General features: G+C 59.8%; 12 protein-coding genes. All 12 read left to right on the forward strand.

Annotated features, from left to right (window positions below):
• Positions 1-59: 59 nt before the first annotated feature.
• The 12 genes from ACA059_RS01715 (at position 60) to ACA059_RS01770 (ending at position 14,748) form a co-directional block, all read left to right on the forward strand.
• A complete protein-coding gene (locus ACA059_RS01715) occupies positions 60-1,469 on the forward strand; it encodes an amino acid permease (protein WP_008149483.1) in 1,410 nt (469 codons plus the stop codon).
• A gap of 17 nt (positions 1,470-1,486) precedes the next feature.
• On the forward strand, positions 1,487-2,692 hold the full coding sequence (gene hutI / locus ACA059_RS01720) for an imidazolonepropionase (RefSeq protein ID WP_497632468.1): 1,206 nt from the start codon (positions 1,487-1,489) through the stop codon (positions 2,690-2,692).
• A gap of 10 nt (positions 2,693-2,702) precedes the next feature.
• Positions 2,703-3,506 (forward strand): N-formylglutamate deformylase, encoded by an 804-nt coding sequence (hutG, locus tag ACA059_RS01725; RefSeq protein WP_497632469.1) that lies wholly within the window; start codon positions 2,703-2,705, stop codon positions 3,504-3,506.
• A 218-nt stretch (positions 3,507-3,724) separates the two neighbouring features.
• Entirely contained in the window at positions 3,725-4,672 is a 948-nt protein-coding gene (locus ACA059_RS01730) for a choline ABC transporter substrate-binding protein (protein ID WP_497632470.1), read from the forward strand.
• Positions 4,672-5,592, forward strand: a complete 921-nt coding sequence (locus ACA059_RS01735) for an alpha/beta hydrolase (protein WP_497632471.1) — start codon at positions 4,672-4,674, stop codon at positions 5,590-5,592. The genes ACA059_RS01730 and ACA059_RS01735 overlap by 1 nt, the downstream gene beginning before the upstream one ends.
• Before the next feature lie 113 nt (positions 5,593-5,705).
• Positions 5,706-6,677 carry a prolyl aminopeptidase gene (pip, locus tag ACA059_RS01740; RefSeq protein ID WP_497632472.1) on the forward strand — a complete coding sequence of 324 codons (972 nt, stop codon included), beginning with the start codon at positions 5,706-5,708 and terminating at the stop codon, positions 6,675-6,677.
• Positions 6,674-7,111: a D-aminoacyl-tRNA deacylase gene (gene dtd / locus ACA059_RS01745; RefSeq protein WP_415772835.1), complete on the forward strand. Its 438-nt coding sequence runs from the start codon at positions 6,674-6,676 to the stop codon at positions 7,109-7,111. The genes pip and dtd overlap by 4 nt, the downstream gene beginning before the upstream one ends.
• A gap of 321 nt (positions 7,112-7,432) precedes the next feature.
• The gene (locus ACA059_RS01750) at positions 7,433-9,277 is read left to right on the forward strand and encodes a glucan biosynthesis protein G (RefSeq protein WP_497632473.1); all 1,845 of its coding nucleotides are present in this window, start codon (positions 7,433-7,435) and stop codon (positions 9,275-9,277) included.
• Positions 9,270-11,840: a glucans biosynthesis glucosyltransferase MdoH gene (mdoH, locus tag ACA059_RS01755; protein WP_497632474.1), complete on the forward strand. Its 2,571-nt coding sequence runs from the start codon at positions 9,270-9,272 to the stop codon at positions 11,838-11,840. The genes ACA059_RS01750 and mdoH overlap by 8 nt, the downstream gene beginning before the upstream one ends.
• Before the next feature lie 287 nt (positions 11,841-12,127).
• A complete protein-coding gene (locus ACA059_RS01760) occupies positions 12,128-12,925 on the forward strand; it encodes a transporter substrate-binding domain-containing protein (RefSeq protein ID WP_497632475.1) in 798 nt (265 codons plus the stop codon).
• Between the two features lie 136 nt (positions 12,926-13,061).
• Entirely contained in the window at positions 13,062-14,021 is a 960-nt protein-coding gene (locus tag ACA059_RS01765) for an amino acid ABC transporter permease (RefSeq protein ID WP_497632476.1), read from the forward strand.
• Positions 14,014-14,748: an amino acid ABC transporter ATP-binding protein gene (locus ACA059_RS01770; RefSeq protein WP_046045596.1), complete on the forward strand. Its 735-nt coding sequence runs from the start codon at positions 14,014-14,016 to the stop codon at positions 14,746-14,748. Before ACA059_RS01765 ends, ACA059_RS01770 begins: the two co-directional genes overlap by 8 nt.
• Positions 14,749-14,800 lie beyond the last annotated feature (52 nt).

Below are 14,800 nucleotides of genomic sequence, written 5' to 3' on the forward strand. Positions count from 1 at the left end.
GGGAGCGAGCTTGCTCGCGATTCGATTTTGCGTCGAATAAGAATAATTAAGGACGAGCAATGCAACAGTCAGAAAAGGGTTTGAAACGCGGGCTCTCTGCCCGACATATTCGCTTCATGGCACTGGGGTCGGCGATCGGCACCGGGCTGTTTTACGGTTCTGCCTCGGCCATTCAAATGGCCGGACCTGCGGTCCTGCTCGCTTACCTGATCGGTGGCGCGGCGGTGTTCATGGTCATGCGCGCCCTCGGTGAGATGGCGGTGCACAACCCGGTGGCCGGTTCTTTCGGCCACTACGCCAGCACCTACCTGGGGCCGATGGCGGGCTTCATCCTCGGTTGGACCTACGCGTTTGAAATGGTCATCGTCGGCATGGCCGACGTCACCGCATTCGGTATTTACATGGGCTTCTGGTTTCCGGAAGTCGCCCGCTGGATCTGGGTGCTGGGCATCGTTTCGGTGGTCGGCGGCTTGAACCTGTGCAACGTCAAAGTCTTCGGTGAAATGGAGTTCTGGCTGTCGCTGCTCAAGGTCGCAGCCATCGTCGCGATGATCCTCGGTGGCTTCGGCATCATGTTGTTCGGCATCAGCACGGCGCCTGGCGCCCAAGCGACCGACATCAGCAATCTCTGGAGCCATGGTGGCTTCATGCCCAATGGCGTGGGCGGCCTGATCGCTTCGTTTGCGGTGGTGATGTTTGCGTTTGGCGGCATTGAAATCATCGGCGTGACCGCCGGTGAAGCCAAAGACCCGCAGCGCGTGCTGCCCCGGGCGATCAATGCCGTACCGTTGCGTATCCTGCTGTTCTACGTGCTGACGATGTTCGTACTGATGTCGATCTTTCCATGGCAGCAGATCGGCAGCCAAGGCAGTCCATTTGTGCAGATTTTCGACAACCTGGGGATTAGTTCGGCGGCGACCATTCTCAATATCGTGGTGATCTCGGCGGCAGTGTCGGCCATCAACAGCGACATCTTCGGCGCTGGCCGCATGATGTACGGTCTGGCCCAGCAAGGGCATGCGCCCAAGGGCTTCGCCCGCTTGTCGCGCAATGGCGTGCCATGGATGACGGTAGTGGTGATGAGTGTCGCGTTGCTGTTGGGCGTGCTGCTGAACTACCTGATTCCGGAAAACGTGTTCCTGTTGATCGCCTCTATCGCCACCTTTGCGACGGTGTGGGTCTGGTTGATGATTTTGTTCACCCAAGTGGCCATGCGTCGTTCCATGAGCGCCGAACAGGTCGCACAGTTGAAATTCCCGGTGCCATTCTGGCCCTATGCGCCGATGGCGGCGATTGCCTTCATGCTGTTCATCTTTGGCGTGCTGGGCTATTTCCCGGACACCCAAGCGGCTCTGATCGTCGGCGTAGTCTGGATTGTATTGCTGGTGCTGGCCTACCTGACGTGGGTGAAACCGGCGGCAGGGAAGGCAGTACCGGTGGAGCGGGAACCTTCTTTTTCTCATCGATAACCTAACGGAGGCCACGGATGAAAACTCTCTGGCAACACTGCCACGTCGCAACCATGGCGCAAGGCATCTACTCGATCATCGAGGATGCGGCCATCGTGACGTCAGGAGCGCACATTGAGTGGATTGGCCCACGCGCTGAACTGCCGTCGGGCGAGTACCCGGCAGTCAATGATCTTAACGGGGCCTGGGTGACGCCGGGCCTGATCGACTGCCACACCCACACGGTGTTCGGCGGTAACCGCAGCGGTGAATTCGAACAGCGTCTGCAAGGCGTCAGCTATGCAGAAATCGCAGCGGCCGGTGGTGGCATCGCCAGCACCGTACGCGCCACTCGCGCGGCCACTGAAGATGAACTGTTCGCCAGTGCCGCCAAGCGTCTGAAGAGCCTGATGCGCGACGGCGTGACCACGGTCGAAATGAAATCCGGCTACGGTTTGGACCTGGCCAGCGAACGCAAGATCCTGCGGGTCATCCGCCGTCTCGGCGCCGAACTCCCGGTCAGCGTGCGCAGCACCTGCCTGGCCGCTCACGCCTTGCCGCCGGAATATGCGGATCGCGCCGACGACTACATCGACCACATCTGCGCCGAGATGCTCCCGGCCCTGGCCGCCGAAGGGCTGGTGGATGCGGTGGACGCGTTCTGCGAATACCTGGCGTTTTCGCCGGCACAGGTTGAACGGGTGTTCATCACCGCGCAACAACTCGGTTTGCCGGTGAAGCTGCACGCCGAGCAATTATCGTCGCTGCATGGATCGAGTCTGGCCGCGCGTTACCACGCACTGTCGGCCGATCACCTGGAATTCATGACCGAAGACGACGCCATCGCCATGGCCAAGTCCGGCACCGTCGCGGTGTTGCTGCCCGGCGCGTTCTACTTTCTGCGGGAAACCCAATTGCCGCCGATGGAGGCTCTGCGCAAACACGGCGTGAAAATCGCCATCGCCACCGACCTTAACCCAGGCACCTCACCGGCACTGTCGTTGCGTTTGATGCTGAACATGGCGTGCACCTGTTTCCGCATGACCCCGGAAGAAGCCTTGGCGGGTGCAACGATTCATGCCGCCACGGCGCTGGGCATGGCTGAAACCCACGGTTCGCTGGAAGTCGGCAAGTGTGCAGATTTCGTCGCCTGGCAAATCGATCGTCCGGCCGACCTGTCTTACTGGCTGGGCGGTGACCTGGACAAACGCGTCGTGCGTCACGGCGTTGAAGTGAGCATTTAGGAGAACAGTTGTGGATAAGGTTCTGAACTTCAAACATGGTCGCGTACCGCTGCTGATCAGCATGCCCCACGCCGGCCTGCGCCTGACCCCGACGGTCGAAGCCGGATTGATCCCCGACGCGAAAAGCCTGCCGGACACCGACTGGCATATCCCGCAGCTTTACGAATTTGCTGCCGAGCTAGGCGCCAGCACCTTGGCCGCCGAGTACTCGCGTTTTGTCATCGACCTGAATCGACCGTCTGACGACAAGCCGTTGTATGTCGGTGCGACCACCGGTCTGTACCCGGCGACGCTGTTCGACGGCATTCCGTTGTTCCGTGAGGGCATGGAGCCGTCAGCGGCGGAACGCGCGACTTACCTGGAGCAGATCTGGACGCCGTACCACACCACCTTGCAGCAGGAACTGGCGAGACTGAAAACCGAGTTTGGCTACGCATTGCTGTTCGATGCGCACTCGATCCGTTCGGTGATCCCGCACCTGTTCGAGGGCAAGCTGCCGGACTTCAACCTCGGCACCTTCAACGGCGCCAGTTGCGATCCACAGTTGGCCACTCAGCTGGAAGCCATCTGCGCGCGCCACGGCGATTTCAGCCATGTGCTGAACGGTCGCTTCAAGGGCGGCCACATCACCCGGCATTACGGCAATCCGGCCGAGAACATTCATGCGGTGCAACTGGAGTTGGGCCAGTGCACGTACATGGAAGAGTTCGAGCCGTTCCGTTATCGCCCGGACCTGGCGGCGCCGACTCAGGTGGTGCTTAAGGAATTGCTGCAAGGGCTGTTGGCCTGGGCCGAAAAGCACTACGGCGCATAAGATCAAAAGATCGCAACCTGCGGCAGCTCCTACAGGTGTACACAAAACCCTGTAGGAGCTGCCGAAGGCTGCGATCTTTTAAGGCACTTCCTGTCGCCACCGTGCAAAACACGGTCGCTACAGTTCGCTTTTACCCTCTCGACGCTGCGTAATGTTCCGGGCACGGTGCACAAAGACACCGGCCCGACAATAATCCGCTGCCGCACGAGATCCTCCCAATGAAAAGACTGTTTACCCGCTGTCTCTCAATCCTCTGCGGCACTGCTCTCCTGAGCACCAGCGTACTGGCCAGTGACGACGCTTCCTGCAAGGCCGTGCGCATGGGCGTGGTCAACTGGACCGACGTGATCGCCACCAGCGGCATGGCTGACGTACTGCTCAATGGCCTGGGCTACGAAAGCAAGCAAACCAGCGCCGTGCAGCAAATCATCTTCGCCGGCATCCGCGACAAGCGTCTGGACATCTACCTTGGTTATTGGAAACCGGCGATGGACAAAAACATCGCGCCGTTTCTGGCTGCCAATCAGGTGAAGGTCATGGACAAACCGAGCCTGGCCGATGCTCAGGCAACGCTCGCCGTACCTGAGTATGTCGCCGAAGCGGGTCTGAAAACTTTCGCCGATATCGCCAAATTCAAGGATCAACTCGGCGGCAAGATCTACGGCATCGAGCCCGGCAGTGGCGCCAACACCACCATCAAAACCATGATCGAGACCAATCAATTTGGCTTGAAGGATTTCAAGCTGATCGAGTCGGGTGAGGCCGGCATGCTAGCCGCCGTTCAGCGGGCGGTGAATCGCAAGGAGTTCGTGGTGTTCGTCGGCTGGACCCCGCACCCGATGAACATCAACATGAAAATCGCCTACCTGACCGGCAGCGAAGACGTTTACGGCCCGAACGAAGGCGCTGCGACCGTCTCCACCGTGACCGCCCCGGACTACGCCCAGCGCTGCCCGAACGTAAACCGTCTGCTGGAAAACCTGACCTTCACCGCGGCCCAGGAAAGCCAGTTGATGGTGCCGATCATGGAGCGCAAGACGCCGCAGGACGTTGCCAAACAATGGCTGCGTGATCATCCGGAAGATTTGCAGCGTTGGCTTGCCGGTGTCACCAGTTTTGATGGCAAGGATGGCGTGGCGACCGTTCAGACCCGTTTGAAACTTTGATGAGTTCCTATCCGTTATCCGAGCAAATGGCGGCTTTCGTCGAAAAAACCGTCAGCTTCAACAGCACCGACAGCAGCCTCGGCGGTTTGCGTCGGGCCTACAGCGGGATGTGCCGGGCGTTCACCCCGTCGCGTCCCGCCGGGCTTTATGTGGTCGACTTTGAATTGGCCGGCGTGCCAGTGCGGTCTTATCAACCGACGGTTTCGCCACCGACCGGCGGTTGCCCGTGCATCGTTTATTTGCACGGCGGCGGGTGGGTGGTGGGAGACCTGGATTCCCACGACTTCATCTGCGCCGAACTGGCGTCGACGCTCGGTGTGCTGGTGATCGCCGTCGATTATCGATTGGCGCCGGAATATCCGTTTCCGGCGGCGTTCGAGGATTGTCTGGGTGTCTGGCGCGCGCTACGGACCGGGCCATTCCGGCTCGATCCCGAGCGAACGCTGGTGGCCGGGGACAGCGCCGGTGGCAACCTTGCGGCTGCGTTGTGTCTGGGGTTGCGCGATGCGGGCGAGCCATTGCCGGCTGCGCAGGTGCTGATTTATCCGGGGCTGGGCGGTGATCACCGATTGCCGTCGCGCAGTGAATGCGTCGATGCTCCCTTACTCAGCAGCAGCGATCTGGATTGTTATCACGCCCTGTACTTGCGCGGCACCGGACAGCCAAGTGCTTATGCGATGCCGTTGCTCGCCGAGGATTTCAGGGGCTTGCCGCCGGCCTTGATCGCCGTGGCGCAATTCGACCCGCTGCGCGATGACGGCATGCTCTACGCCGAGCGACTGAATGCAGCAGGCGTGGCAGCGACGCTTTATTACGGCGAGGGGTTGGTCCACGGCTGTTTGCGGGCTCGGGGGCAGGTCGCCGAGGTCGACGCACTCTATGAAACGCTGCTCGGCTATTTGTCTGAAAAAACGGGCTGAAAAACTCTGACTCTGCAAGGCATGCTCATTGGCGTAATTCGGGTTTATGATGCCGGACGGCAGAATAATAGAAGTCCCCCCAGGGATGACCTCGACCCCTTACGGAGCGCGCAATGCAGACTTTGTACCCGCAGATCAAACCCCACGCCCGGCACGATCTGGCCGTCGATGAAACCCACACGCTGTATGTCGACGAAAGCGGTTCGCCGGAAGGTTTGCCGGTTGTATTCATCCACGGCGGCCCCGGCGCCGGGTGTGATGCCCAGAGCCGTCGGTTTTTCGATCCAAACCTGTATCGCATCGTGACCTTCGACCAGCGCGGTTGCGGTCGTTCCACGCCCCACGCCAGCCTGGAAAACAACACCACCTGGGATCTGGTCGCCGACCTTGAGCGGATTCGCCAGCACCTTGGCATCGATAAATGGGTACTGTTCGGCGGTTCGTGGGGCTCGACCCTGGCGCTTGCCTACGCGCAAACCCACCCGGAGCGCGTGCACGGTCTGATTCTGCGCGGGATTTTTCTCTGCCGTCCGCAGGAAATCGAGTGGTTCTACCAGTGTGGCGCCAGTCGTCTGTTCCCCGATTACTGGCAGGACTACATCGCGCCGATCCCGCTGGACGAGCGCGAAGACTTGCTCTCGGCTTTCCACAAGCGCCTGATCGGCAACGATCAGATTGCCCAGATGCACGCGGCCAAGGCCTGGTCCACCTGGGAAGGCCGGACCGCCACCCTGCGCCCGAACCCGATGGTGGTCGATCGTTTCTCCGAGCCACAGCGCGCGTTGTCCATCGCCCGCATCGAATGTCACTACTTCACCAACAATGCGTTCCTTGAGCCTAACCAGCTGATCCGCGACATGGGCAAGATCGCCCATTTGCCTGGCGTGATCGTCCACGGTCGGTACGACGTGATCTGCCCGCTGGATAACGCCTGGGAACTGCATCAGAACTGGCCGAACAGTGAGTTGCAGGTGATCCGCGACGCCGGCCATGCCGCCTCCGAACCTGGCATTACTGACGCACTGGTTCGCGCCGCCGATCTGATGGCCCATCGTCTGCTCGACCTGGCCCCTGAAGAAGCATGAAGGGCCTGCTGCAACGCGTGCGTGGCGCGCGAGTCGAGGTAGCGGGGGAGGTGGTTGGCGCCGTCGATCAGGGTTTGCTGGTGCTGGTGGCGGTCGAGCCCGAGGATACTCGGGCCAGCGCCGACAAACTTCTGCAGAAGCTGCTTAACTATCGTGTGTTCAGTGACGCCGAGGGCAAGATGAATCTGTCCCTGGCGGATGTAGGCGGTGGGTTGCTGCTGGTCTCACAGTTCACCCTGGCCGCCGATACCAAGAGCGGGTTGCGCCCGAGTTTTTCGACCGCTGCCCCTCCGGCCCTTGGCGAGGAACTTTTCGACTATCTATTAAGCAAAGCGAAACAGGTGCATGGCACTGTGGCATCAGGTAGATTCGGCGCGGATATGCAGGTGCACCTGGTCAACGACGGCCCGGTAACCTTCCTGTTACAGACCTGAAAGCGCTTGAAACATGTTTTTAAGGGCTTTTCGACTGAAAACAGGGGTTTTTCGCGATAAATACTTTGTTACCCCTGATGCGTTGTAACGCGGCCTACTAGATAATCGCGCGCTACGGGGATCAGCGTTCGTTGGTCCATTTTGACTTAGGTAGAGACTTGTCCTGGACCTCTTGGGGAATCATTTAGCCCCATAGGAGTCGGAACAATGCTCGCCAACTTGGCAAGAGTGGTCTGTAGGGTCGGTTTTTCCATGCCGTTCTCCTCACAGGCACTTTAACTGGCCGTTGGTTTTTTGATCTGTTTTCGGCGAGGGTTGCTCGTGATTGTTAGTCCCTGTAATGCAAAATTGTCTGCCAAACGGTTACGAAGCGCTCTGGTAGCGGGCTCTGCACTGCTCTGCCTGCTCAGCGCCGGTCAGCTTTGGGCATTCAATCTGGATGATGTATCGGTCAAGGCAAAAGAGCTGGCCGGGCAGAAATACGAAGCTCCGCGCAGTAACCTGCCGAACGAGTTCCGCGAGATGAAATTCGCGGACTATCAAAAAATTCGCTTCCTGACCGAAAAAGCCGAGTGGGCCGATCAGAAGACCCCGTTCAAGCTGTCGTTCTATCACCAGGGTATGCATTTCGATACGCCGGTGAAAATCAACGAAATCACAGCTAATACCGTCGAAGAGATCAAATACGACCCAAGTCGTTTCGATTTCGGCGACGTGAAGTTTGATCCTAAAGCCACCGAGCAACTGGGTTATGCCGGTTTCCGTGTGCTGTACCCGATCAACAAGGCTGACAAGCAAGACGAAATCATGACCATGCTCGGCGCGAGTTACTTCCGCGTTGTCGGCAAGGGGCACACCTATGGCTTGTCCGCTCGCGGCATGGCCATCGATACCGCGTTGCCGTCCGGCGAAGAATTCCCGCGTTTCACCGAGTTCTGGATTCAACAGCCAAAACCGGGTGACAAGCACCTGGTGATCTTCGCCCTGCTGGATTCGCCACGCGCTACCGGTGCCTATCGCCTGACCCTGCGTCCGGGCAGCGACACCGTTGTCGACGTCAAGGCGAAGATGTTCCTGCGTGACAAGGTCACCAAGCTTGGCGTTGCGCCGCTGACCAGCATGTTCCTGTTCGGCGCCAATCAGCCGTCGAAAGTGCTGAACTACCGTCGCGAACTGCACGATTCCAGCGGTCTGTCGATCCATGCCGGCAATGGCGAGTGGATCTGGCGCCCACTGAACAATCCGAAACACCTGGCGGTGAGCAACTTCTCGATCGAAAACCCGCGCGGTTTCGGCCTGCTGCAACGTGGCCGCGACTTCAGCCACTACGAAGACCTCGACGACCGCTACGACAAGCGCCCAAGTGCCTGGATCGAACCAAAAGGCGATTGGGGCAAGGGCTCCGTCGATCTGGTAGAGATTCCGACTGCCGACGAAACCAACGACAATATCGTTGCGTTCTGGAGTCCGGAAAAACTGCCTGAGCCTGGCCAACCGCTGGACGTCGCTTATCGCATGCACTGGACCATCGACGAAGCCGCGCTTCATGCACCGGACAGCGCCTGGGTCCAACAGACCCTGCGTTCCACGGGTGACGTGAAACAGTCCAACCTGATTCGTCAGCCGGACGGTAGCGTTGCTTATCTGGTGGACTTCGAAGGCCCGTCCCTTGCGGCATTGCCGGAAGCTACGGAGGTTCGTAGCCAGGTCAGCGTTGGCGAGAATGCCGAGCTGGTCGAGAACAGCGTACGTTACAACCCTGAAACCAAGGGCTGGCGCCTGACGCTGCGGATGAAAATCAAGGATCCGGGCAAGCCTACCGAGATGCGTGCTGCACTGGTCAAGAACATCGTGACTGCTGACCTGGCCAAAACATCGTTGCCGGCATCCAATTCTTCCGTCGCCAAGGCTGACAAGATTGCCGCTCGGCAGCAGGAGAAGCTGGACAAGGAAGCCAAGGAAGCGAAGGAAACCAAGCAAGCTGAGACCAAGCAGGTTGAAGCCAAGCCGGCCGAAGCCAAGCCAGCCGCAGATTCCAAGGACAAGGACAACAAAGACGCCAAGCAGCCTGTTGCTGCCGAGGCGGTCCCAGCCACACCGGAATCGGTTCCGACTGAAGAAGTCCTGACCGAGACCTGGAGCTACCAGTTGCCTGCCGATGAGTAATTCTCAAGTACAGCCAGAGACTCTTGCCGAGTATCTGGCGCATCTGCCGATGACCGACCAGCAGCGCGCGGAACTCGCGGGCTGCCAGTCTTTCAGCGAATTGCATGAGCGCCTTTCGTCCTCGACGTTCGACGCGCCGACCGAGGCTGCTCAAGCTTCGGTGGGTCGTCGCCTGACCCTGAACACCGCCGAAGAACTGGCAGACGCTGAAATGCTGGTGCTCGACGCCAGCGGCCGGGTTTGCCTGCGGGCAACCCCACCGATTCGTCGGACCAAAGTCGTGCCGGAGCCGTGGCGCACCAACATTCTGGTGCGTGGCTGGCGTCGTCTGACCGGTCGCACCAATCCGCCGGCCCCGCCGAAGGATGAAAATGTGCTGCCGGCGGCTCGCTGGCGCACCGTCGGTTCGATCCGCCGCTACATTTTGCTGATACTGATGCTCGGCCAGACCATCGTCGCCGGTTGGTACATGAAAGGCATCATGCCGTACCAGGGCTGGTCGTTCGTCGACCTGAACGAAGTGCTGCATCAACCGCTGTCGCAGACGGTCACGCAAGTACTGCCGTATGCGCTGCAGACCAGCATCCTGATCTTGTTCGGGATTCTGTTCTGCTGGGTGTCGGCCGGTTTTTGGACCGCGTTGATGGGCTTCCTCGAGTTGCTCACCGGTCACGACAAATACCGCATTTCCGGTAAAAGCGCCGGTAACGAGCCGATCCCTACGGACGCTCGCACCGCATTGGTGATGCCGATCTGCAACGAAGACGTGCCACGGGTGTTTGCCGGTTTGCGGGCGACCTTCGAGTCGGTTGCGGCCACGGGTAACCTGGATCGCTTCGACTTCTTTGTCCTCAGCGACAGTAACGACGCCGATATCTGCGTTGCCGAGCAACAAGCCTGGCTGGACGTCTGCCGTGAAGCCAAGGGTTTCGGCAAGATCTTCTATCGCCGCCGTCGCCGTCGCGTTAAGCGTAAAAGCGGTAACCTCGACGACTTCTGCCGTCGTTGGGGCGGTGATTACAAGTACATGGTCGTGCTCGACGCGGACTCCGTGATGAGCGGCGATTGCCTGACCAGTCTGGTGCGCTTGATGGAAGCCACCCCGGACGCCGGGATCATCCAGACCGCGCCGCGCGCGTCTGGCATGGACACGCTGTATGCACGCATGCAGCAGTTCGCCACCCGCGTGTACGGTCCGCTGTTTACCGCCGGTCTGCACTTCTGGCAGTTGGGCGAATCCCACTACTGGGGCCACAACGCAATCATCCGCATGAAGCCGTTCATCGAGCACTGCGCCCTGGCGCCGTTGCCCGGTAAAGGCGCGTTTGCCGGTGCAATTCTGTCCCACGACTTCGTTGAAGCGGCGCTGATGCGCCGTGCCGGCTGGGGCGTGTGGATTGCCTACGACTTGCCGGGCAGCTACGAAGAATTGCCGCCGAACCTGCTGGACGAGCTCAAGCGTGACCGTCGCTGGTGTCACGGCAACCTGATGAACTTCCGGTTGTTCCTGGTAAAAGGCATGCACCCGGTGCACCGTGCGGTGTTCCTGACGGGCGTGATGTCTTACTTGTCGGCACCGTTGTGGTTCTTCTTCCTCGTGCTGTCGACGGCGCTCCTGGCGGTCAACACGCTGATGGAACCGCAGTACTTCCTTGAGCCACGTCAGCTCTATCCGTTGTGGCCACAATGGCACCCGGACAAGGCGATCGCGCTGTTCTCGACCACCGTCGTGCTGCTGTTCCTGCCGAAGTTGTTGAGCATCATCCTGATCTGGGCCAAGGGCGCGAAAGAGTTCGGTGGCAAGTTCAAGGTGACCCTGTCGATGCTGCTGGAGATGCTGTTCTCCATGCTGCTGGCGCCGGTACGGATGATTTTCCACACCCGTTTCGTACTCGCCGCGTTCCTCGGCTGGGCCGCGACCTGGAACTCGCCGCAACGTGACGACGACTCCACGCCATGGAGCGAAGCGGTAAAACGCCACGGTCCGCAAACCTTGCTGGGCTTCTTCTGGGCCCTGCTGGTGATCTGGCTGAACCCGAGCTTCCTCTGGTGGCTGGTGCCGATCGTCGGTTCGTTGATGCTGTCGATACCGGTGTCGGTGATCTCCAGTCGAGTAGGCCTGGGCCTCAAGTCCCGTGACGAAAGCCTGTTCCTGATCCCTGAGGAATACAATCCGCCACAGGCGTTGCTGGCGACCGACCAGTACACCCACGAAAACCGCTGGCATGCGCTGAACGACGGCTTCGTCCGTGCAGTGGTCGATCCACAGCAGAACGCGTTGGCGTGCTCGCTGGCGACGTCCCGCCACCGTCAGGCCGAGCCGATCGAATGGCTGCGGATTGAACGGGTTCGTCATGCGCTGAAAGCCGGGCCTGAGGGTCTGAACAACAATGAGCGCGTGCAACTGCTCAGTGATCCGGTGGCATTGGGTCGTCTGCATGAGCAGATCTGGAGCGAAGGTCACCCCGAGTGGCTGGAAGCGTGGCGTAAATCGGTGAAAGCCGATCCCCATGCGCCGCTGTTGCCGCTCAAGCCGCTGAGTGTGCAGCCTCAGTTGGCGTGATGAAATCCCCCCGCATCCTTTGACATCGGGGGCGCTTCAAAAAGATCGCAGCCTTCGGCAGCTCCTACATGGCGTACATCTGTAGGAGCTGCCGAAGGCTGCGATCTTTTGCTTTCCGCCCTCCGAAACAACAAATCCCAACCAAACCCTTGTGCAAACGAACGAGTGCGTTAGCATCCGTCCCCGAATTGGTGCGCCCGAACAACTTTCTGTTCGTATCTGCCGGTTTTCCAAGGGAAACCCGCGGATTGCGCGCCTCACAACGCGATGGTTTTGGGGACTTGATGATGAAGAAGTATCTCTCGATGCTGCTGGTCGGCGTCACGGCATTGGTTGCAGTCAGCGCGGCGCAGGCCGGTGCCATCGATGACGCGGTCAAGCGCGGCACGCTGAAAGTCGGCATGGACCCGACCTACATGCCGTTCGAAATGACCAACAAGCGCGGCGAGATCATCGGCTTCGAAGTCGACATTCTCAAAGCCATGACCAAGGCCATGGGCGTCAAGCTGGAGATGGTTTCCACCGGATACGACGGCATCATCCCGGCCCTGCTGACCGACAAGTTCGACATGATCGGCAGCGGCATGACCCTGACCCAGGAACGCAACCTGCGCCTGAACTTCAGCGAACCGTTCATCGTGGTGGGCCAGACCCTGCTGATCCGCAAGGAACTGGAAGGCACCATCAAGTCCTATAAAGACCTGAACACCGCCGACTTCCGCATCACTTCCAAGCTCGGCACCACCGGCGAGATGGTGGCCAAAAAGCTTATCTCCAAAGCCAACTACCACGGCTACGACAACGAGCAGGAAGCTGTGCTCGACGTGGTCAACGGCAAGGCCGACGCTTTCATCTACGACGCGCCTTACAACGTTGTGGCGGTGAACAAGGTCGGTGCCGGCAAACTGGTGTTCCTCGACAAGCCGTTCACCTACGAGCCTTTGGCCTTCGGTCTGAAGAAGGGTGACTACGACAGCATCAACTTCATCAACAACTTCCTGCGCCAGATCCACGAAGACGGCACCTACGATCGAATCCATGACAAGTGGTTCAAAGACACCGCTTGGCTCAAGGACATGGAATAACACTCGGTCAGATAGACCGCGTCGCTCCATTCGCGAGCAAGCCCGCTCCCACATTGGAATGCGTTCTCCTGTGGGAGCGGGCTTGCTCGCGAAGACGGCCTCCCTGGCGACACAGAATTCGGAATCTTCAGAGCAAATGAAACAGAAAAAAGCCCAATGGCCGTGGCACGTTTTAACCGTGCTGCTGCTGATCGGCCTGGCCGGCGCGTTGTATTACGCCACCTCGCTGATGTCCTACGAATGGCGCTGGAACCGCGTGCCGCAATACTTCGCCTACCACGCCGAAGAATCCCAGCGTGCCGCCGACATCTCCACCGTCAGCGAACTGGTGCGCAAGGGCGACAAGGCTGAAGTCACCCTGCGCAATGATGCAGGTACAGAGCAGCACCTGACCGTCGACGACAACAGCCTGCAAGTCGCTCAAGGTGATGACGTGGCCGAAGGCGACGTGATTGGCGTGACCCGTCATTGGGCCGCCGGACCGCTGATGTGGGGGCTCTGGACCACCTTATGGTTGTCCGTGGTTTCAGGTGTGCTCGGTCTGCTGATCGGCCTCGCCACGGGCCTGTGCCGACTGTCGAGCAACCCGACCCTGCGCGATCTCTCGACGATCTACGTCGAACTGGTGCGCGGCACGCCGCTGCTGGTGCAAATCTTCATTTTCTACTTCTTCATCGGCACCGTGATGAACCTCTCCCGGGAGTTCGCCGGGATCGCCGCGCTGTCGCTGTTCACCGGCGCTTATGTGGCGGAAATCATCCGTTCCGGCGTGCAATCCATTGCCCGTGGCCAGAACGAAGCCGCGCGCTCCCTGGGCCTGAGCGCTGGTCAGTCGATGCGCCACGTGGTGCTGCCGCAAGCCTTCAAACGCGTGCTGCCGCCGCTGGCCGGTCAGTTCATCAGTCTGGTCAAGGACACCTCGCTGGTGTCGGTGATCGCCATTACCGAGCTGCTCAAAAGCGGTCGCGAAGTCATCACAACGTCGTTCTCGCCGTTCGAAATCCTGTTCTGCGTGGCCGGTCTGTACCTGTTGATCAACCTGCCGCTGTCGAAAATCGCCAGCCGGCTTGAGCGGAGGCTCGCGCAAAGTGATTGAAGTCCGCGATCTGGTAAAAGTCTTCGACACCCGCGGCCACGTGGTTCGCGCGGTGGATAACGTTTCGACGCACGTGGCCAAGGGCGAAGTGCTGGTGGTGATCGGCCCGTCTGGTTCCGGCAAGTCGACCTTCCTGCGCTGCCTCAACGGCCTGGAAGAGTTCGACTCGGGCTCGGTGAGTATCGACGGCTTGCAACTGGCCGACCCGAAAACCGACGTGAATGCCTATCGCCGTGAAGTCGGCATGGTGTTCCAGCATTTCAACCTGTTCCCGCACATGACCGTGCTGGAAAACCTCTGCCTGGCCCAGAAAGTCGTGCGCAAGCGCGGCAAGAAGGAGCGCGAGGCCAAGGCCTTGGCGTTGCTGGAAAAGGTCGGTATTGCGCAGAAGGCCAACGAGTTTCCGTCGCGTCTGTCTGGCGGTCAGCAGCAGCGCGTGGCCATCGCGCGGGCATTGGCCATGGAGCCCAAGGTCATGCTGTTCGATGAGCCGACTTCGGCGCTCGATCCGGAAATGGTCGGCGAAGTGCTGGATGTGATGAAAACGTTGGCCGTGGAAGGCATGACCATGGTTTGCGTCACCCACGAAATGGGCTTCGCCCGGGAAGTGGCGGATCGGGTGCTGTTTTTCGATCACGGCAAATTGCTGGAAGATGCCTCGCCGGCCGAGTTCTTCGATGCGCCGAAGGATCCGCGGGCTCAGGCCTTCTTGCGGCAGGTTCTCTAACTTCAGCGCCTAAAAAAGATCGCAGCCTTCGGCAGCTCCTACAGGGTTTTGT

It is taken from the genome of Pseudomonas sp. LBUM1647 (assembly GCF_059716175.1).

What these genes read in the sequence shown, in the direction of transcription:
- ACA059_RS01715 (WP_008149483.1), top strand. Translation starts at nt 60, where the DNA reads ATGCAACAGTCAGAAAAGGGTTTGAAACGCGGGCTCTCTGCCCGACAT.
- hutI (WP_497632468.1), top strand. Translation starts at nt 1,487, where the DNA reads ATGAAAACTCTCTGGCAACACTGCCACGTCGCAACCATGGCGCAAGGC.
- ACA059_RS01730 (WP_497632470.1), top strand. Translation starts at nt 3,725, where the DNA reads ATGAAAAGACTGTTTACCCGCTGTCTCTCAATCCTCTGCGGCACTGCT.
- ACA059_RS01735 (WP_497632471.1), top strand. Translation starts at nt 4,672, where the DNA reads ATGAGTTCCTATCCGTTATCCGAGCAAATGGCGGCTTTCGTCGAAAAA.
- pip (WP_497632472.1), top strand. Translation starts at nt 5,706, where the DNA reads ATGCAGACTTTGTACCCGCAGATCAAACCCCACGCCCGGCACGATCTG.
- dtd (WP_415772835.1), top strand. Translation starts at nt 6,674, where the DNA reads ATGAAGGGCCTGCTGCAACGCGTGCGTGGCGCGCGAGTCGAGGTAGCG.
- mdoH (WP_497632474.1), top strand. Translation starts at nt 9,270, where the DNA reads ATGAGTAATTCTCAAGTACAGCCAGAGACTCTTGCCGAGTATCTGGCG.
- ACA059_RS01760 (WP_497632475.1), top strand. Translation starts at nt 12,128, where the DNA reads ATGAAGAAGTATCTCTCGATGCTGCTGGTCGGCGTCACGGCATTGGTT.
- ACA059_RS01765 (WP_497632476.1), top strand. Translation starts at nt 13,062, where the DNA reads ATGAAACAGAAAAAAGCCCAATGGCCGTGGCACGTTTTAACCGTGCTG.